The organism is Acinetobacter sp. ANC 5414 (assembly GCF_013004295.1).
Lineage (GTDB): Bacteria > Pseudomonadota > Gammaproteobacteria > Pseudomonadales > Moraxellaceae > Acinetobacter.
This window is the reverse complement of the sequence record NZ_JABERM010000007.1, coordinates 1-19,049: the sequence shown is the minus strand read 5'-3', so window position 1 is coordinate 19,049 and position 19,049 is coordinate 1. Positions and strand designations below refer to the sequence as shown.

The window sequence follows — 19,049 nt, the reverse complement described above, 5'->3', positions numbered from 1 at the left end:
TCCGAAGATGGGCTTTTTTATGTCAAGTCAAAGAGAAATTATTTAGGAATTTCTTCTTCTTCAAATTCAGGTTTAACCTGAACAATGAAGTCTTGACGGTTCAGGCCACGCCATAGGGCAAAGGCAGTACCAATGTAAATCGAAGAATAAGTACCGACAAATACACCAATAAACATCGCGATAGAGAACCAGTGTAAACCTTCGCCACCAAGGAACATCATTGCCACGACAACAAGCAATAAGGTCATTGAGGTATGAATGGTACGGCGTAAAGTTTCTGTCAAAGAAATATCGATAACTTCACGCGGGCTTGCGCCGCGGATCTTGCGGAAATTTTCACGGATACGATCCGATACCACGATGTTATCGTTTAACGAAAAGCCTAAAAGTGCCAGAATTGCAGCCAATACGGTTAAGTCAAACGGCCATTGCATCATGGCAAAAACACCCACTGTTACAAGGACGTCATGGAATAAAGAAAGAACCGCACCTATAGCTAACTTGAATTCGAAACGAATCGTAACGTATACCAGCATTAAAAGTAATGCCAATCCAACAGCACCTGCAGAGCGCAGATACAGCTCATTGCCGACTTGACCACCGACCGAGTCCACTTTATGGACTTCAGCCGCATTGTTCGGCAATTGGGCAGCTTTGGTAATCGCGTTACTCAAGTCTTCCACTTCAAGGTCTTGAGCTGGCATACGCACCAAAAGGTCTTTATTGCTACCAAGCGTTTGCACTACCGCATCTTTGAAACCGGCTTGATCTAAAGCTTTAACTACTTCAGCCTGATTGGCAGGTTGAGCATAGTTGAGTTCTGCAGAAACACCCCCGGTAAAGTCCAAACCGAGGTTTAGACCTTTGGTCACAATAAAGAAGATGCTTGCAATCGTTAAAATGATGGAGAAAATTGCCGCCGGTTTGGCAATTTTCATAAATGGAATTATTCGTTCATCATCAGGGCGACCATATTTTTTTGAATCAGGTTGAGTCATATCAGTCATCATCGATCTCCTTAAATGCTCAACTTCTTCAGGTTACGCTTTTTACCATAAATGAGCTGTACGATTGCACGGGTCACTGTAATTGCAGTAAACATCGAACAAATAATACCAATCATCAAGGTTACGGCGAAGCCTTTGATAGGACCTGTACCGATGGCAAAAAGAATAAACGCAACCAGGAACGTGGTTAAGTTCGAGTCAAAAATGGTGTTATAAGCTCGATCATAACCCGCGACAATCGCTTGTTTGGGCGAGGCTCCCCATTTCATCTCTTCCCTTATTCGCTCACAGATCAGTACGTTGGCATCCACCGCCATACCAATGGTGATCACGATACCGGCAATACCAGGAAGGGTGAGGGATGCGCCAATCCAAGACATGACTGTCAGGATCATTGCCAAGTTGGCGAGAAGGGCAAAGTTAGCGATCACACCGAATAGACGGAAGAATACCACCATCCAGATTGCAACCAGAATGAAACCGATTTGAGTCGATAACACACCTTTGTCAATATTTTCCTGACCCAGGCTTGGACCGACGACACGTTCTTCAACGAAGTACATAGGCGCAGCCAAAGCACCTGCACGAAGCATCAGCGCAAGTTCAGCTGCTTCCTGAGGTGAATCCAGACCGGTAATACGGAACTGAGAACCTAATACCGCTTGAATGGTTGCCGCATTAATCACGACAGATTCTGCATAAGGCGTACGCACTTCAGTTTGTGCACCGGTTACAGGATCGGGTACATAGCTGATTTTTTGCTTGTTCTCGATGAACAGTACCGCCATGCGCTTACCAACCGCATTACGTGTTGCATCCGACATCAGTTTACCGCCAGCGCTGTCTAAAGTAATATTTACTTCAGCACCACCAGTGTCTTGGCTAAAGCCACTTGAGGCATTTTGGACACGTTCACCGGTGAGAATACGGTTACGGTTGAGCAGTAATTCGCGACCACTATCCAGTGATTCATAAGCAAAAATTTCTGTACCTGGAGGTAATGCCTGACCAGTCGATTTACCGGTATACGGATCGATATATTGGTCATTCAAATCAGAAACCAGGCGGAATTCCAGGTTTGCTGTACGACCCAAGACACGTTTTGCTTCAGCAGTGTCCTGAACACCAGGAAGTTCAACCACAATGCGGTTGCTACCTTGCGTTTGAACCAATGCTTCCGCTACACCCAACTCGTTAATACGGTTACGTAGCGTGGTTAAGTTTTGGTTTACTGCGTAAGACTGAATTTCTTGCTTACGGACATCGGTATAGTTCAGGCGTAAAGTTGAACCTGACTCTGATGCAATCGCTTGCTGAGTGAATTCATTGCCATTACGACGCAAGAAGTCCATGACAGCATCACGGTCATTGTTATTGGCAAACTGTACCGTAATAGTGTTGTTATTCAACGCAAGGCTATTGAATTTCATCTTGTTGTCACGCAGTTGACGACGCAAATCAGTCGCCGATGTTTCCATACGCTGACTGATGGCTTTATCCATATCCACTTCAAGCAAGAAGTGAACACCACCACGTAAATCCAGACCCAATTTCATTGGTTTTGCACCAATTTTTTGTAGCCATTCAGGAGTGGTTGGCGCGAGGTTCAATGCAACAACATAATTATCGCCAAGTCCACGACGTAATACTTCTTTTGCTTTTAACTGTGCTTCAGAAGTATCAAGACGCAAAAGGGCAGCATTATTGCTAAAGCTGTTGTCATGGCTTGGAATTTTTTCACTTTCTAATAATTGCTCTGCTTTTTGTACGATGCTTTGATCAATTTGGGTACCGGCTTTGGCACCCGAAATTTGAACAGCAGGTTCATCGGGATACAAACTAGGCAGGGCATATAATGTGCTAATCACCAAAACCACGATGATCAGCAGATATTTCCATGCTGGGTAACGCATTTGTTTTCTTCTTAAAATGAAAAAGTCGTGCTAGGGCACGACTTTTTTGATTAGAGATTATTTAATGTGCCTTCAGGAAGAACTGAAATCACACTTGCACGCTGAATTTTTACTTCTACGCCACGGCTTAATTCAACCACTGCAAAATCACCTTCAATTTTAGTGATTTTACCCATTAAACCGCCGGCAAAAACCACTTCACTACCTACACCTAGGCTTTCAACTAGCGTGCGGTGCTCTTTAGCGCGTTTTGCTTGAGGGCGCCAAATGAGGAAATAGAAAATTGCGACAAATACTGCAATCATCAAAAGGTTAGTTACCAAACTTGGCTGGGCTGCAGCTTCACCCGCTGCGTGAGCAGTAGAAATAAAAAGGCTCATTTCATTTTCCTAAAATAAAAAACTGTATATCAACAATATGATAATAAACTAACTTGTTCTGCAATTTACCTTGTCTTTTTCTTCAGCGCAAATGCTGAAAGATTAATCTTCAGGACAAGGCGGTACTTCTAGACCACGACACGCATAAAATTCTTGGACATATTGATCAAAAGTACCATTATCTAACGCATCACGGATGTCTTGTGTAAATCTTTGGTAATAACGCAGGTTATGAATTGTACCGAGCATAGAACCGAGCATTTCACCGCATTTTTCCAAATGGAATAAGTATGAGCGAGTGAAATTCTGGCAGGTGTAACAGTCGCATTGCGGATCAAGCGGGTTTTGGTCATGACGATATTTGGCATTACGAATACGCACCAAACCGTCTGTCACAAAATAATGACCGTTACGTGCATTACGGGTTGGCATCACGCAGTCAAACATGTCGACACCGCGACGGATCGCTTCAACGATATCTTCCGGTTTGCCGACACCCATCAGGTAACGCGGTTTATCTTCAGGCATTTTCACAGGAAGATAATCCAGTACCTTGATCATTTCTTCTTTCGGTTCACCCACAGAAAGACCGCCAATGGCAAAACCATCAAAATCAATTTCTTTTAAACCATTGAGTGATTCATCACGAAGATCTTCGTACATGCCACCCTGGATAATACCGAACAAGGCATTTTTATTTTTGAGTACATCATGATGATGGGTTTTACAACGTTTAGCCCAACGAAGTGACAGCTGCAATGATTTTTGTGCTTCTTCACGGGTTGCCGGGTAAGGCGTACATTCATCAAAAATCATCACGATGTCTGAATTCAAGGTATGTTGAATATCCATTGAAATTTCAGGTGATAAAAAGACTTTAGAGCCATCAATCGGCGAGCGGAAAGTCACACCATCTTCTTTGATCTTGCGCATTGCACCCAGACTGAACACCTGGAAACCGCCTGAATCGGTTAAAATCGGTTTATTCCATTTCATGAACTCGTGTAAGCCACCATGTTCACGAATCACGTCTAAACCTGGACGCAAGTAAAGATGGAATGTATTACCCAAAATAATTTGAGCTTTAATATCTTCAATATCACGTGGGAGCATGCCTTTCACTGTACCGTAGGTACCAACAGGCATAAACACCGGCGTTTCAATAACACCATGTTCAAGGGTTAAACGACCACGACGGGCACGACCCGACTGGCCTAATTTTTCAAACTTCATACAATATCCTGAACAAAAGCGAAGCACTGCTGTGCTTGCAGTGCAAGAGCGAATAAACAGTTCGCCGCTAAAAGTTGGCTATTTTCCTAGATTACGCACATAAACGCCAGCGTTGTCGGATTTTAACTCGATACTTTCCTTTTCATGGTATATGGGGAAAATAATCATGGTTGATTAAAGTCAGGCTGTGGCTTGTATGATAGAACTGCTCAATCCGTTCTAATATTTCATTTTTTTCTAAGGCACAGCCATTTTTTATCCCAGAATCCATCGCTGCAATGGTCTGAATCAGTTTCTGGATATAGGGATTGCTATCAATGAAAGCTGATTCTAAAGTGAGCAAATATGCTTGCTGTGCAATGTGTAAATAGTCCTAAGGTTCAACTTCCGTCATTTGTGCTAAATCGACCAGCAGATCTTTATCGGCTTGAGAGAGTTTTTGTTTGCTGCGTAGGTTTTTAGGCAGGGTTTCGGGAGCATGATGTTGAATGAATTCATCCAATAATGGGCTGCCGATATTGAGGCATTGTGCCGAATGGACTGCGACTTGGGGCTGATGGGGAAGGTGAATAAAAAAAACAATATGATGGGTATCCAAACCATAAGAATGGGCAAAGGCTTCCTTGGCCTGTTTAAAGGCGGCAATCAGTAGATCTAAATTGTTTTGACCATTATCGTATTTTTGTTCCAGTAACGGATTGCCAAAAATATGGGTTTTTTTAAAATAATCCGCCAAGATTAATTTAAATTGCGCAAAGTGGTTTTCGGCGGATGAGTGAGAGCGATAGCGCCATTTTTTGACCTGCCATTTGTCCTGTTCCGATAAATATTGAGCCGAGTCTTCATGCTCAGCGAATAAACTGCGTGTGGTCGATATGGCTAAATAATCTAGCCCTAAATATTCATTGAAGACCAAGGCACATGCATAAATCTGATCTTCGTTATGTTGATCGTATAAGGGGTAAAACTCTTCAATCAATGCATCTTTGAGTAGGGGGATATGTTCTAACATGGGCTTTATTCTTTTTTTTTATGAAGTTAATATTTTTTAAAAATTATAATTTTTGGACTTCTTGCCGTTATTTATGAAGAATGAATACAAGAAGTCCCAAGCTATTAAAAATTAGGTCGATAGTCAAAATTTTGAGTGACGGCTTGATCTCGAAAGGGACGAATGGCTTTTTTACCTAGGGTCATGGTGTTCACAATATTATTAGGGAAAACCTGAATATGGTTATTAAATAACTCTACATTACGGTTGAAAATGGTAATGGCTGCGCCGACATTTTCATTCTGTTCTTCAATTTCATTCATCATTTTCAGATAAATTTCATTGGCTTTCAGTTCAGGATAGTTCTCCACCACGACATTGAGACTACGCATCAATTCTTTATTCAGGCTTTCAATGCGTTGTAATTGAGATACATCGGTATTATTTAAATTGAGATTTAAAATATTCTGACGCAGTTCAGTCACTTTTTCTAAAGTGCCTTTTTCAAAACCTGAATATTGTTCCACTAAAGGCTGTAAGCCATCCAGAATTTTGATTTTCTGACGTTCATAGCTGGCCACATCTGACCAGGCACGTACAGAAGCATTGTGATGACGCACAATATTATTGCGAATCATGATACATGCCACGACCACAGCAATGATCAATAGCAAAAAAATTAACAGCCCCATTTATATGTCCCCAAAACATCCAACCTTGTTATTTTAAAAAATGCGTTAAATCACGCTTTAAGCTTTCTAAATAAGGTAATTTAAAAGTACGTAAGTGTCCACGTAATGCGGAAATATCTTGAATATTTTTAGCTTGGCTCGATATTTTAAATAAATCGGCAGGCCCTAAAAAGCATAAGGTATGACTGGTCGGATGGAAGATTAAATCGCCCTGACGTTGGGCAAAAAAATCAGCCAATTTCAGTACGAATGCCGGTGATAGGATTTTTGCAGTTTGCATTTCATCACTGCCAAAAATGTTGAGTTTCTGATTGATCTGAATATCACTGGTATGCCAAGGAAAGCTGTAAGGATAATAAAAATCTTTGTTGGCGGTGGTCACTGCAAGACCTTGTGTTTCGACATCAAAAACGAACACCCCCCATAAATCTTTGTGGACTTCTTTGACTTTGACCTCATTGCCGTCTTTATCGCGGACGCGGACTTCATTGACATAGTGATATTGAAAGACCATGACCTGATGTTGTTTGCCTTCTTCATCTGCCCAGACCGTGCTGGCGTAATAGGGAATATCGTTAGAAAGGGTACCTTGATTAAATACTGGAAACAGCCGTTTTAAGTGTGCAATGAATAAAACCGGTTGTAGCGGAACAGAAATATGCTGCGGCTGTTGCTGGAAGGCGAGCTGGTATTTTTTGGCGATGGTCTGTTGTTCTAAAAATTCAATCACCTCATCAATCGGCTTTTTATCTTCATAGCTAATATACGCCCAGAAAATCATAAATAGTCCGGTCACCAGACCAACCTGTAGCCAGATATTGGTCGGGAGAATAAAAATCAGCAGCATAAAAAAAAGTCCTAGCACAGCCAAAAGTAGCGGTAGGACATTTTCAAATTTGAGCACGATCGGTGCATTCCACGGATGCAAATTATCTAGGATATCTTGCTGGCTTTGAGCCTGACGACCAATCTCCCAGAGCCGCGCAATATTCTGAAAAACCCGTTCATTTTTTTTACGTCGAATATGAATCGAATGTTTAACAGTATCGAGCGGCATGGTGTGCTTCTTTTTATCGGCAAATATTAAGGCGTAATTTTATCAATCAGCATGGCATCGCCATAACTAAAGAAGCGGTATTTTTCTTCTACAGCATGATGATAGGCATTCAAAATATTATCACGATTCGATAATGCTGAAACCAGCATCAATAAGGTGGATTCAGGCAAATGGAAGTTGGTAATTAAACGATCGACCACTTTAAAGTCATAACCTGGATAGATGAAAATTTGTGTATCACCTGTCCACGCCTTTAATGTACCGCCATGCGCTTGAGCTGCACTTTCAACGGCACGTGTTGCTGTTGTTCCAACAGAAATGACTTTATTACCACGGGCTTTGGTTTGACGAATCAGTTCAACGGTATGTTCTGGAACATCACACCATTCGCTATGCATAATGTGGTTTTGAATATCATCTGTACGTACCGGCAAGAAGGTGCCTGCACCTACATGCAACGTCACAAAAGTTTTTTGAATCCCTTTGGCTTCAAGTTTTTCCAATAAGTTTTGGTCGAAGTGCAGGCTAGCCGTTGGTGCTGCGACACTTGCCAGTTTAGTCGGGTCATTAAATACGGTTTGATAGCGTTCGGTATCAATGGCTTCTGCTTCACGATTAAAATAAGGCGGAATCGGTAAAGCACCGTATTGATCCAAGACCTCTAAAATCGGTTGTGAAAACTCGACAATAAACAAGTTTTCATGGCGACCTTGCACCGTTACTTTTACCGCATCTTCACCAATAAAAAGTTCAGCCCCTGCTTTAGGTGAGTTGCTGGCTTTAATGTGGCAGTGTGCAATAAATTTGTCCTGCATCCGTTCCACTAAAACTTCTACCGCACCACCAGAGGCACGTTTACCTTTCAGGCGTGCTTTCATCACTTTAGTGTCATTTAAAATCAGTAAGTCACCAGAGTCGAGTAAATCAAGAATGTCGGTAAAATGACAATCGTGATATTGCCCTTGAGCATCTAAATGCAAAAGACGTGAAGCACTACGCGTATCTAGAGGGTAGCGAGCAATGAGTTCATCAGGGAGATCAAAGTTAAAGTCAGAAAGTTGCATCTTCAATGTATAAAAATAAGAAAAACGTCCGCATTATAGTCCTGAAAAGGACAAACAAGAGGATATCTGATGCTTTTTAAGACAAAGTTTTTGTTTTTGCTATAAAAGTGATCAATTGATCAAATTAGATAATTGACAATTCAGCGTTTGGTAGTAATATAGCCACCACAAGCTAATGCGCTTGTAGCCCCTTTCCCGAGGTGGTGAAATTGGTAGACGCGGCGGACTCAAAATCCGCTGTCAGAGATGACGTGTCGGTTCGAGTCCGACCCTCGGGACCAGATATTAAAAAGCCCTCAAGCACTATAAGACTTGAGGGCTTTTTTCATTGTCTAAAGAAAATTTCTGACTAAATTTTGAATAAAGAATAACTAAAAAGCAAACCTGCCTTAAATTGTCACATTTGATCTGTTTGTGTCTTTTTTCATTGTGTTCTATGTGAAAGTTTGTTAATAAAGTTAAGGGGAATAGTTAGTTTTTTTATCAATAGGGGTAAAACAAATTTACGAGGCAGATATGAAAATGCAGTTACTCGAAATAGGCTCGGAAACTGAGCAACTCAGTGCATGTAGAATATCATTATTGCTTGGTGTTTTTACTTCGGAAAATCGTGTCGAAGGTTTTTTAAAGTTTGCGCGTGGCATTCTGCAAGCAGAGCGAGGCATTCTTACTTTTCATCATGAACCGTATATTTGGTATTCTGCACCCGAATCGTTTAAAGCATTTCATGCGCAAAAAGAAGCCAGTTTGGTCTCCTTTTTTGAAGGCGATACTATTCTCTCAACAAAACATAAGAACTATGCTGCTTTTTCTCAACATGTGCATGATTTGGGTGTTGGACACAATCGCATTGTCGGTTTCGATTTAAAAATCAATAAAACAGAGTCTATTGGACAAGTCCTTTTATTTGATGAGCAGACTGAATCCTTTAATGAAGAAAATTTACAGCTGGTGCATGAATTTGCCATGAGCTTGATTAATATCATTGAATTACGTTCAAACTATGCCGAGCTCAAAGAATTATATGAACAGCAATCTGCTTTAAATTTTAGTAAAACCAAATTTTTTCAAATTATTGCGCATGATCTGCGTGCGCCATTTCATGGCTTAATCGGTTTCTCGGAAGTGTTGGCTCAAGAGCGAGAAACACTGGATGATTCTAGTATTCAGAGTATTGCTGATTATTTATTGGACACTTCGCAGTCGACCTATAATCTTTTAGAAAGTTTATTGAATTGGGCCATGGCAGAAGGTGGGCGCTTTGTTTACCACCCGATTAATTTTAATTTAAAACAATCCTCAAAAATTGTTTTTGATGTCTTGAATAGCTTGGCGATTAAGAAAAATATCCAGCTGATTGATCAAGTGCCTGACGATATAAAAGTCTATGCCGATATTAATATGGTGACTTCCGTTTTACAGAACCTGGTTTCAAATGCACTGAAATTCACCCATGTGGATGGTACGGGAAAAGTCACCATTCATGCAGAACAATCCGCACAGTATGTTGATATATACATTCAAGATACCGGTTTGGGGATGACTCAACAGCAGATTGACGAGCTTTTCCAACCCCGCTTAACAGTAAGTTTTAAAGGAACTGCCGGTGAGAAAGGCACGGGGTTGGGCTTGGTGTTATGTAAACGTTTCGTTGATTTGAATCAAGGTGAAATTTCTGTGCAATCCAAAGAAGGTGCGGGGACAACGTTTAAAGTCTCTTTACCGACAGCCCTGAATGCGCATCAAACTTTATCTTTCAATGGCGTGAAGCAAGCCATTACTGAATAAATCAGAACAGAACACTAAATTTATTTTCCACTATTTCTTTTCAACTGATATAACTAGAAAAAACTCGGCTGAAGGTTTGAAAATGAATGCGGAACAATTGCACAAAACATTACGTGCTAGCCAATACGCAGAACAAGTATTGGGAAATCATGCAGTACTCCTCGAACAAGATTATGCAATTGACCAATTTCTCGTTCCTTTAAGCACCACGCAAATCCAGAACTTTGTGGATCGCGCTTTAGATAATATCACCGATGAAACCACATGGATGCTTGCAATTCGTGTGCTTCGTGCACGTTTGATGTTTCGCTGGATCTGGCAGGATGCCAATCAACTTACCGATGTGGTCACCTTGACCCGTGAACTTTCAGACTTTGCTGATGCATCCATTTGCGCAGCAAAAAAATTCGCAAGAGTTCCTCTGGTTGCAAAGCACGGCGAACCGATGGGTTATAACGGTACGGTACAAGATTTAATTGTGGTCGCCATGGGTAAACTGGGTGCTCAAGAACTTAATCTTTCAAGTGATATAGATCTTATTTTTGCCTTTGATGAGCAGGGTGAAACCAATGGTCGTAAATGTATTGATGTACAGCAATTCTGTATTTTGTGGGGACAGAAACTTATTTATCTGCTGGATCATATGACCGCGGATGGTTTCGTGTTTCGTGTCGATATGCGTTTGCGTCCATGGGGTGATGGTTCGGCACTGGCGATTAGTCATGTTGCTTTGGAAAAATATTTGAGTCAGCACGGGCGTGAATGGGAACGTTATGCCTGGATTAAAGCGCGTATTGTGACCGGTGGAAAAGAAGGCGATGAACTTCTGGAGATGACCCGACCATTCGTGTTCCGGAAGTATGTCGACTACACTGCCTTTGAAGCCATGCGTGAAATGAAGGCCATGATTGAACGCGAAGTACTGCGCCGTAATATTGAAGATGATATCAAGCTTGGTGCAGGTGGTATCCGTGAAGTCGAATTTATTGTGCAAGTTTTTCAGCTGATTTACGGTGGCTCCAAGCTTGAATTGCAAGATCGTCAATGCTTAGTCAGTCTGCACCATTTGGGTGAAGTTGGTCTACTTGACATGCAAGCCGTAGCTGAACTGGAAGATGCTTATTTATTCCTGCGCCGTGTTGAACACGCTATCCAAGCCTTGCATGATCAACAAACCCAGTCTTTGCCGAGTGAGCCTGATTTACATCAGCGTATGATTGAAACTTTAGGCTTTGCTGATTGGGATACTTTCATCGCATTTCTGAATCAGAAACGCGCTAAAGTCATTTTTCAGTTTGAACACCTGATTAAAGAAAAAGAACCCGATCCGTTAATAGAAAGTTTTAGCCAACTGGAAAAACAGTTAGATGCCGTGCTGGATGATAATGCCAAAAACCTGATCCATGAATTTTGGTATGGGCATGCACTCAAGAAATTGCCTGCAAAAGCAGTGCAGCGTTTAAAAACCTTTTGGCCGCATTTGATTGAAGCTATTTTGCAGTCGGATAAACCGCAAGTGGCATTATTACGCTTAATGCCCTTGGTTGAATCAGTGATGCGTCGAACCGTATATCTGGTGATGCTGATTGAAAGTAAAGGGGCGCTGCAACGTCTGGTTAAAATGTCTACCGTAAGTCCGTGGATTTGTGAGGAACTGACCCATTATCCAGTGTTGTTGGATGAATTCTTGTCGATGGATTTTGAATTGCCGAAACGTCAGGATTTGGAAGATTCACTGCGCCAGCAACTGTTACGCATCGAGATTGATCAGGTTGAAGACCAGATGCGGGTTCTGCGGTTATTCAAAAAATCCAATGTCTTGGCGGTTGCAGCCAGTGATGTTTTAGCTGAAAGTCCACTCATGAAAGTATCTGATGCACTGACGGATATTGCAGAAGTCTCGGTCAATGCCACCTTACAGTTGGCGTATCAAATAACGGCGAAAAAACATGGCTATCCGCTTGATGCAGAGGGTCAACGTTGTTCACTCGATCACATGGCATTTGTCGTGGCAGGTTATGGAAAGCTGGGTGGAATCGAGATGGGCTACGGCTCGGATCTGGATCTGGTGTTTATCCATTATATGAGTGAACAGGGCGATACTGATGGTCAGAAGCCGATTAGTGGGTTCGAGTTTGCCATGCGGGTTGCTCAAAAGTTGATGTCGTTGATGACCACACAAACATTGGATGGTCGGGTCTATGAAATTGATACCCGTTTGCGTCCATCGGGTGAGGCGGGTTTATTGGTAACCAGTCTAAAAGCCTTTGAGCAGTATCAGCTGAAAAGTGCCTGGGTGTGGGAACATCAGGCTTTGGTTCGTGCACGATCTATTGCTGGTGAGAAAAGTTTACGTGAAAAATTTGAAGCATTACGCTGCCTTATTTTGACCCAACCACGAGATGAAGCCAGAGTTCGGGAAGAAGTTTTGAAGATGCGCCAAAAAATGAAAGACCATTTAGGCTCATCGAAAGAACAGCAAAAAGATGGAATTTTTCATTTAAAACAGGACGCAGGTGGTATCGTTGATATCGAATTTATGGCACAGTATGCGGTGTTAGCCTGGAGTGGGTCGAATCCCGATCTCGCCCATTACTCCGACAATGTACGAATCCTTGAAGATGCCGCAAAAGCAGGTTGCTTATCCAGCGACGACGCGACAGCATTGATTCAAGCTTATCTCAGTGAACGAGCCGAGAGCCACCGTTTAGCCCTTGCGAATCAATCCATGCAAGTGAATGCTGCGGACTGGCACGATACCCGCGTGATCGTTTGCAAGTTATGGCAAAGATTAATTGATCCAACTGCAAATATTTGCATTGGATAAAGATGACTGTGTATAAAAATTTGGAGAGTGCGCCATGAACTTGGCTGATCGTGATGGTTTTATTTGGCAAGATGGACAAATGGTTGATTGGCGTGAGGCAAAAATCCACGTCTTAACACATACCTTACATTACAGTATGGGTGTGTTTGAAGGTGTCCGTGCTTATGAGACTCCTAACGGAACTGCGATTTTCCGTCTTCAGGATCATACAAAACGTTTGCTCAACTCTGCAAAAATTTATCAAATGAAAGTTCCATTTGATCAAAAAACTCTAGAGCAAGCTCAAATTGATGTCGTACGTGAAAATAAATTAGCGTCTTGCTATTTGCGTCCAATTATCTTTATCGGTTCTGAAAAACTGGGTATCGCTGCAACTGACAATACCATTCATGCCACTGTTGCTGCATGGAGCTGGGGTGCTTACCTTGGTGATGAAGCGATGGCGAAAGGTATTCGTGTTAAAACTTCATCATTTACCCATCATCATCCTAACGTGACGATGTGTAAGGCAAAAGCATCGGGTAACTATACTTTGTCGATTCTTGCACACCAAGAAGTGGCACATTCTGGTTACGACGAAGCAATGTTGATGGATCCACAAGGCTATGTATGTCAGGGTTCAGGTGAAAACGTATTTTTGGTTAAAGATGGCGCATTGCATACACCTGATATCGCTGGCGGTGCTTTAGACGGTATTACGCGTCAAACCATTATTACCATTGCCAAAGACTTGGGTATTGAAGTATTTGAACGCCGTATCACCCGTGATGAATTCTACATTGGTGATGAAGCCTTCTTTACTGGTACTGCTGCTGAAGTAACCCCAATTCGTGAATATGATGATCGTGAAATTGGTTCAGGTTCACGTGGTCCAATTACCACACAAATTCAAAAAGCATTCTTTGATGCAGTTCAGGGTAAAGACCCTAAATATGCACATTGGTTGACTTACGTAAAATAAGTTGATCGCGTAAGATGAAGAGGCGGAACGAAAGTTTCGCCTTTTTTATTGATTAAGATTTGAGTTTATTTTCTTTTAGGGACATTTTTTATGCATATTGTCTATGTCAGTGATGGCAAAGCAGGGCATCGCTCACAAGCAGTCGGCTTATATAAAGCGATGCAAAGGCAAAGTGCAGAGGAAGTTACCTTTGAGGAAGTATCAATAGATCAATTGCCAGTTTTTAGCTTATTTTCAGCAATTTTTAACAAGAACTTTGCAGCGTTAAAGCAACGACCAGATTATATTTTTGGCGTAGGCAGTCATACTCAGTTGCGCGTTTTACTTCTAGGTCAGGTCTATCCTCAAGCAAAAACGATTATCTTAATGAAACCTAATTTTCCGGTGACCTGGTTTGATTATGCGATTATTCCTGAACATGACGGTATGGCAGCATCGGAGCATGTGATCCTCACACAAGGTGCTCTAAATCCAATTGTGAATGAACAGAGACATCAGCAAAATAGACTTTTAATTGCGTTAGGTGGATCATCTAAACGACATCAGTGGAATGAAGAAAAAGTTTTAGATTCAATTCAACAAATAGTCAATCTTCACCCTCAAGCTGAGATTATTTTGACCACTTCACGACGTACACCGGAAGAATTTTTAGATCATTTGAATGAAAAATCATTTGCATCAAGGCTAAAAATATTTCCGGTTGAGCAGACACCGCAAGGCTGGATTTTTGAAGAAATGCAGCAGGCAGAAGCCGTTTGGGTGACTGAAGATAGTGTTTCGATGATTTTTGAGGCATTAACAGCAGGATGTCGGGTGGGTATCATTGAAATAGACCGTTTGAAATCTGATAGAATCACGCAGTCGATAGATCTAATTTTGAAACATGGCCTAGTTTCTCAATCAGCATCAATCCTGAAATTGGCTGAACCCTCTGCTTTTAAAGAAGCGGAGCGTGTGGCAATATATCTTTTAGCCTAATAATCAGGTTGTTCTTGTGATTTATATTTTTATTCTTCTATTGGTTTCATTCATGGCATTTAGTTATAAATATGCGTGGTGGAAACCAGCGGTAGACTGGAAGCATCCTCGGGTTTTAATGTATCACATGGTTAGGGATCATATTGACGGTGCAAATTTTAATAAATTGCGCGTGAAGCCTGTTGAATTTGAAAAGCAAGTGGCTTGGATGAAAGCTGAAGGTTTTCATTTTGTCACCATGCAGGAATTGCAACAAAACTGGGGCAAACATCCTGAAAAAACAGTGGCCATTACTTTTGATGATGGTTATCTGGATAATCTAGAACATGCGTATCCTATCTTGGAAAAATACCAAGCTAAAGCCACTATTTATGTGGTGGTGGATCGTCATGATCGAGATTGGTCAACCTATAAAAAAGCCCATCATAACAGTGGTGAACTGGCTCGTGAACCTAAGTTGAATAATGAGCAAGTGAAGTTTTTGGCACAAAGTGGTTCGGTAGAGATAGGTTCCCATACTTTGACCCATGCGAATCTTGATAAATTAGATGATGCTGAGTGCTTAAAGGAACTATCTGAATCCAAGATTCAATTGGAACAATTAACAAATATGCCTGTCAGAAGTTTTGCCTATCCCTTTGGGATTTATTCTGAACGTGATGTGGACATGGCAAAACAGGCTGGCTACAGCAATGCTGTAACCACAAATGAAGGCATAGATTCAGAGCATCCAGATTTTATGCAGTTACAGCGCATTAAAATTAGTGGTAAAGATTCATTGTTTGCGGTGAAATTGCGTCTTAAATTGGGTCAGCGTAACTAAGAGAGAAGAATAATGCATATTTGTATGGTTATGGCCGGTGACGAAGAAGGCGGTTTAGAAAAGCATGTTATTGAATTGACCAATGGTTTAAAACAACGTGGTCATAAGTTGACTGTGATTGCCCATGAAAAATATCTGAACCGAGTGGATACTGATTTTATTGCAGTAGATTTAACAAAAAGCCGTCGTAATGTTTTTGTATTGTATCAAATGTATAAAGTACTCAAACAATTGCAACCTGATATTGTCCACGTGCACGGCAATAAAGCAGCCGCAATTGTCGGTAGGCTCTTATCTTTTATAAATATACCAAGTGTTGCTACACTGCATAGTCGAAAGAAAAATACAAAAATGTTTAGACCTTATGATGCTGTCATTGCTGTTAGTCCAAATGCTGCTGAAACTCTAAATCATAAGAATACACATGTAATTCTTAATGGGATTATTCCACCAAAATTACAATCATCATTAATCAAGCCAAAAAAGAAAATCGTATTGGCAGTAGGACGTTTGGTGCCTGTCAAAGGTTTTGATGTATTGTTGAATGCGTGGAAAAATGTTCAAGATGCGGAGTTATGGATCGTTGGTGATGGATTTGAAGAACATAAACTCAGAGATTTAATAGGTCTGTTAAACTTGAATGATTCTGTGCAAATGTTGGGTTATAGAAGTGATGTTGTGGAACTGATGCAGCAAGCAACGATATATGTAATGTCTTCTCACTATGAAGGTTGTCCATATACTATGATAGAAGCATTATTATGTGAAGTTCCAATGGTCTCTACATCAGTTGGTGCAATGACAATGGTTTTACCAAAAAAATATTTAATACCACCTAATGATGCTGAAAGTTTGGGTCATTGTCTTAATGAATGTCTAAAGAATTTAGAGCAAATGCAGTCTGATTATCAAAGGGTTTTTGCTTATGCGAAGCAAAACTTAGTCCTTGATGGAATGATTGATAAAATTGAGAAGACCTATCGGAGTGTTAAATCTTAATTACATTAACTAAATTTTAAAACACTATTTTAAACTAGAGCCTATAACTTATATTATTATTTAAATTAGTGATGGAGTTTTATCAACTATAAAATGCGTTCTAAAGAATTTTTATTTCGTATGCATTTAAGTAGTGAGCTATTGCTGAATGTTGAGTGAAATTGGAGAGAAAGATGAAATATGTCGCATTGGGTGACTGTAATACTCAAGGTGATCCCAATAATTTTGGTAATGCCTATCCAGAACGCTTTGCAAAAGAAATGAGATGGATGGTTACAAATTTTGGTCACACTATGTCTACAACCAGAGAAGGCTTAGAATATTTTAAACGTCCAGAAACTCAAAATGCAGATATTATAAGTATTCAATTTGGAATTGTTGATTCTTGGGTGACATTCAAAGGAGCACCTTTTGTTCTCTATTATCCAGATAACAAATGGCGTAAGTTTTTGAGAAAAATCGTAAAAAAAATTAAAAAATATGGTCGAAAGTTGAAATTTCATAGTTTATTTGGGACGCGTAATGTAGTTGAAGTGGGTGAATATTTACGTAATATCCAATATATCATCGAAAATTCAAAAGCGCGTGTGATTTATCTTGTGGAAATTTACCCTAATCTCGATCTGAGCCGTGAACCAAATATTTTAAGATATAATCAAGCTTTAAAGAGTATGTGTGATAATAAGCGTGTGTTTTTTGTCCCTGTATTTGACTTGCTTAAGCCGAACCCCCATGGTGAAAATTTTGATGATACAACTCATCTATCGTCGATTGGGCATGATATTGTGAAAGATCAATTGTTAGCTGTTACAAATAATTCGGACATCCGATCAATATTATGAAAAAAGCTTTATTCTTCGTGCTGACAGATGGGAAACCAGGTCATCAAACACAGTCTGAAGGTGTGATGAAACTACTTACACCACATTTCCCTAAACATCAAATTAGATACTTAAACCTAAAAAAAGTTTCAAAGAATACAAATTTAGCTTTACGTTTTCTTTTGAATTATTTTGATTTATCTTCTTTTCTTGAGCATTATATCTCTCTTCCAGATTTTGACTATGTAGATGATGTATATATTATTTCAGCAGGTGGGGATACACTGGTTCCGAATGTATTATTAAAAAGATACTGCTTGCGAAACCATATAAAAGCTAAAAATATTATTTTAAGTTCATTGCGTGGAGTGCAGCCTGTTAACTTTGATGTGATTTTTACGGTAAACTCTGAGCTAAAGGATAATTTTCGCTACGTTTATTACCCCATCTCTCCGAATAAAATGGTGTTTTCTAATTTAAAATCAAATGATCAAGAAGATTGTAAAAATACGAAAATTTTGATACTCATTGGTGCAGATACCAAAGATGTCAAAATTGGTGATGCAAAAAGCTGGTTTAAATTAGTTAAAAATATTAAAACACAATACCCATATTCAGAGGTTATTTTAACTACATCACGTAGAACGAGTGTCCAGTTTGAAAAGGAGTTGATGGATCTATTAATATCTTGCCCTTTGACTATGAATGACAAGTATTATATGTATAACTTGGGAAACCAGATTCAGATTGTCAATTTAATACTATCTTCAAACTTTGTTTTGGTTAGCCAAGATTCTGGTTCTATGGTCAGTGAAGTTATCATGGCGGAAAAAAAAGTTTTAATAGTGGGTAATATTACCGATATCAAAAACAAAGTGATGAAAGATTATTTTAATAGTTTATTTAACCACCACTTGCTTACATTTATAGGTTTTGATGAAATAAATTTTCAGATTAAGTTAGATCAATTAACTATTGAAAATCATTCTTTGGTTTTATCGGATAAATTGAAAGAAGCCTTGTCTAATCATAAGGACTAGGGAGTTATCATCTTTAAAAATCCTAGTAATAACCCGAATCCTGCTTAAGCCGATAATCCCATTACTCGAATAGCTGGCTTGTTTTGATGGCATAACTGGTAAGCACATAAAGATGCATAAATTCTAGCTAAGTATCCTTCAATGCTTCTCGCTTTACTCGTCACCAAATGATATTTCCCTTTTAGCAAGCTGAATAAAGTCTCTATTTTATTACGCTGCTTTAAGTGATATTCATCTGCTGTTGAGAGTTGCACAGATTTCATGTTCTTTCGGTGATATATAATTAAATCAGTACCTTGTACTTTGAATCTACTCTTTAATTCCTGATTGATATAGCCACGATCAGCATAGAGCTTTGTAAGCGTCCGCTGAACCCCACTTTTCTTATCTGCTCAATATCCCGATAGTGTCCATTATTTATTATAAATGGACATTATGTTTATGGCCTTAGACACTTTTATAGACACTGAACAAA

Annotated in this window: 17 protein-coding genes, 1 tRNA gene and 1 pseudogene; 9 read left to right on the top strand and 10 right to left on the bottom strand. The window is 40.1% G+C overall.

Annotated features, from left to right (window positions below; all coding sequences use genetic code 11):
* Positions 1-38 precede the first annotated feature (38 nt).
* From secF to queA, 9 genes are all read right to left on the bottom strand, one after another.
* Entirely contained in the window at positions 39-1,010 is a 972-nt protein-coding gene (gene secF / locus HLH18_RS04465) for a protein translocase subunit SecF (protein ID WP_171545912.1), read from the bottom strand.
* An 8-nt stretch (positions 1,011-1,018) separates the two neighbouring features.
* Positions 1,019-2,920: a protein translocase subunit SecD gene (secD, locus tag HLH18_RS04460; RefSeq protein ID WP_171545911.1), complete on the bottom strand. Its 1,902-nt coding sequence runs from the start codon at positions 2,918-2,920 to the stop codon at positions 1,019-1,021.
* Between the two features lie 50 nt (positions 2,921-2,970).
* A complete protein-coding gene (yajC, locus tag HLH18_RS04455) occupies positions 2,971-3,300 on the bottom strand; it encodes a preprotein translocase subunit YajC (protein ID WP_131288646.1) in 330 nt (109 codons plus the stop codon).
* A gap of 102 nt (positions 3,301-3,402) precedes the next feature.
* A complete protein-coding gene (gene tgt / locus HLH18_RS04450) occupies positions 3,403-4,533 on the bottom strand; it encodes a tRNA guanosine(34) transglycosylase Tgt (protein WP_131288644.1) in 1,131 nt (376 codons plus the stop codon).
* A 142-nt stretch (positions 4,534-4,675) separates the two neighbouring features.
* Positions 4,676-4,876 (bottom strand): hypothetical protein, encoded by a 201-nt coding sequence (locus HLH18_RS16240; RefSeq protein WP_350642382.1) that lies wholly within the window; start codon positions 4,874-4,876, stop codon positions 4,676-4,678.
* A gap of 30 nt (positions 4,877-4,906) precedes the next feature.
* The gene (locus HLH18_RS04445) at positions 4,907-5,545 is read right to left on the bottom strand and encodes a DUF4303 domain-containing protein (protein ID WP_350642380.1); all 639 of its coding nucleotides are present in this window, start codon (positions 5,543-5,545) and stop codon (positions 4,907-4,909) included.
* A 104-nt stretch (positions 5,546-5,649) separates the two neighbouring features.
* Positions 5,650-6,216: a LemA family protein gene (locus tag HLH18_RS04440; RefSeq protein ID WP_171545910.1), complete on the bottom strand. Its 567-nt coding sequence runs from the start codon at positions 6,214-6,216 to the stop codon at positions 5,650-5,652.
* A 28-nt stretch (positions 6,217-6,244) separates the two neighbouring features.
* Positions 6,245-7,273 (bottom strand): hypothetical protein, encoded by a 1,029-nt coding sequence (locus tag HLH18_RS04435; RefSeq protein WP_171545909.1) that lies wholly within the window; start codon positions 7,271-7,273, stop codon positions 6,245-6,247.
* A 26-nt stretch (positions 7,274-7,299) separates the two neighbouring features.
* On the bottom strand, positions 7,300-8,337 hold the full coding sequence (gene queA / locus HLH18_RS04430) for a tRNA preQ1(34) S-adenosylmethionine ribosyltransferase-isomerase QueA (protein ID WP_171545908.1): 1,038 nt from the start codon (positions 8,335-8,337) through the stop codon (positions 7,300-7,302).
* 194 nt (positions 8,338-8,531) lie between these two features.
* On the opposite strand from queA, the gene HLH18_RS04425 reads away from it, so the two are divergent.
* The 9 genes from HLH18_RS04425 (at position 8,532) to HLH18_RS04385 (ending at position 18,574) form a co-directional block, all read left to right on the top strand.
* Positions 8,532-8,618, top strand: a tRNA-Leu gene (locus HLH18_RS04425).
* A gap of 235 nt (positions 8,619-8,853) precedes the next feature.
* Complete coding sequence (locus HLH18_RS04420; RefSeq protein WP_171545907.1) at positions 8,854-10,125, top strand: sensor histidine kinase; 1,272 nt, start codon at positions 8,854-8,856, stop codon at positions 10,123-10,125.
* Positions 10,126-10,207: 82 nt separating this feature from the next.
* Positions 10,208-12,952: a bifunctional [glutamate--ammonia ligase]-adenylyl-L-tyrosine phosphorylase/[glutamate--ammonia-ligase] adenylyltransferase gene (glnE, locus tag HLH18_RS04415; protein ID WP_171545906.1), complete on the top strand. Its 2,745-nt coding sequence runs from the start codon at positions 10,208-10,210 to the stop codon at positions 12,950-12,952.
* Positions 12,953-12,986: 34 nt separating this feature from the next.
* Complete coding sequence (locus HLH18_RS04410; RefSeq protein ID WP_131271176.1) at positions 12,987-13,913, top strand: branched-chain amino acid transaminase; 927 nt, start codon at positions 12,987-12,989, stop codon at positions 13,911-13,913.
* A gap of 90 nt (positions 13,914-14,003) precedes the next feature.
* On the top strand, positions 14,004-14,891 hold the full coding sequence (locus HLH18_RS04405) for an ELM1/GtrOC1 family putative glycosyltransferase (RefSeq protein WP_171545905.1): 888 nt from the start codon (positions 14,004-14,006) through the stop codon (positions 14,889-14,891).
* Positions 14,892-14,907: 16 nt separating this feature from the next.
* Complete coding sequence (locus HLH18_RS04400; protein WP_171545904.1) at positions 14,908-15,714, top strand: polysaccharide deacetylase family protein; 807 nt, start codon at positions 14,908-14,910, stop codon at positions 15,712-15,714.
* A 24-nt stretch (positions 15,715-15,738) separates the two neighbouring features.
* A complete protein-coding gene (locus HLH18_RS04395) occupies positions 15,739-16,713 on the top strand; it encodes a glycosyltransferase family 4 protein (protein ID WP_171545903.1) in 975 nt (324 codons plus the stop codon).
* 173 nt (positions 16,714-16,886) lie between these two features.
* Positions 16,887-17,555 carry an SGNH/GDSL hydrolase family protein gene (locus tag HLH18_RS04390; RefSeq protein WP_171545902.1) on the top strand — a complete coding sequence of 223 codons (669 nt, stop codon included), beginning with the start codon at positions 16,887-16,889 and terminating at the stop codon, positions 17,553-17,555.
* Entirely contained in the window at positions 17,552-18,574 is a 1,023-nt protein-coding gene (locus tag HLH18_RS04385; RefSeq protein WP_171545901.1) for an ELM1/GtrOC1 family putative glycosyltransferase, read from the top strand. Before HLH18_RS04390 ends, HLH18_RS04385 begins: the two co-directional genes overlap by 4 nt.
* A gap of 44 nt (positions 18,575-18,618) precedes the next feature.
* Here HLH18_RS04385 and HLH18_RS04380 read toward each other — a convergent pair.
* Positions 18,619-18,995: pseudogene (locus tag HLH18_RS04380) on the bottom strand (transposase); the annotation flags it as partial.
* Between the last annotated feature and the right edge of the window lie 54 nt (positions 18,996-19,049).

Excerpts from the sequence above, each read along its gene's own strand:
- secF (WP_171545912.1), bottom strand. The coding sequence starts at position 1,010 with ATGATGACTGATATGACTCAACCTGATTCAAAAAAATATGGTCGCCCT.
- secD (WP_171545911.1), bottom strand. The coding sequence starts at position 2,920 with ATGCGTTACCCAGCATGGAAATATCTGCTGATCATCGTGGTTTTGGTG.
- yajC (WP_131288646.1), bottom strand. The coding sequence starts at position 3,300 with ATGAGCCTTTTTATTTCTACTGCTCACGCAGCGGGTGAAGCTGCAGCC.
- tgt (WP_131288644.1), bottom strand. The coding sequence starts at position 4,533 with ATGAAGTTTGAAAAATTAGGCCAGTCGGGTCGTGCCCGTCGTGGTCGT.
- HLH18_RS04445 (WP_350642380.1), bottom strand. The coding sequence starts at position 5,545 with ATGTTAGAACATATCCCCCTACTCAAAGATGCATTGATTGAAGAGTTT.
- HLH18_RS04440 (WP_171545910.1), bottom strand. The coding sequence starts at position 6,216 with ATGGGGCTGTTAATTTTTTTGCTATTGATCATTGCTGTGGTCGTGGCA.
- HLH18_RS04435 (WP_171545909.1), bottom strand. The coding sequence starts at position 7,273 with ATGCCGCTCGATACTGTTAAACATTCGATTCATATTCGACGTAAAAAA.
- queA (WP_171545908.1), bottom strand. The coding sequence starts at position 8,337 with ATGCAACTTTCTGACTTTAACTTTGATCTCCCTGATGAACTCATTGCT.
- HLH18_RS04420 (WP_171545907.1), top strand. The coding sequence starts at position 8,854 with ATGAAAATGCAGTTACTCGAAATAGGCTCGGAAACTGAGCAACTCAGT.
- glnE (WP_171545906.1), top strand. The coding sequence starts at position 10,208 with ATGAATGCGGAACAATTGCACAAAACATTACGTGCTAGCCAATACGCA.
- HLH18_RS04410 (WP_131271176.1), top strand. The coding sequence starts at position 12,987 with ATGAACTTGGCTGATCGTGATGGTTTTATTTGGCAAGATGGACAAATG.
- HLH18_RS04405 (WP_171545905.1), top strand. The coding sequence starts at position 14,004 with ATGCATATTGTCTATGTCAGTGATGGCAAAGCAGGGCATCGCTCACAA.
- HLH18_RS04395 (WP_171545903.1), top strand. The coding sequence starts at position 15,739 with ATGGTTATGGCCGGTGACGAAGAAGGCGGTTTAGAAAAGCATGTTATT.
- HLH18_RS04390 (WP_171545902.1), top strand. The coding sequence starts at position 16,887 with ATGAAATATGTCGCATTGGGTGACTGTAATACTCAAGGTGATCCCAAT.
- HLH18_RS04385 (WP_171545901.1), top strand. The coding sequence starts at position 17,552 with ATGAAAAAAGCTTTATTCTTCGTGCTGACAGATGGGAAACCAGGTCAT.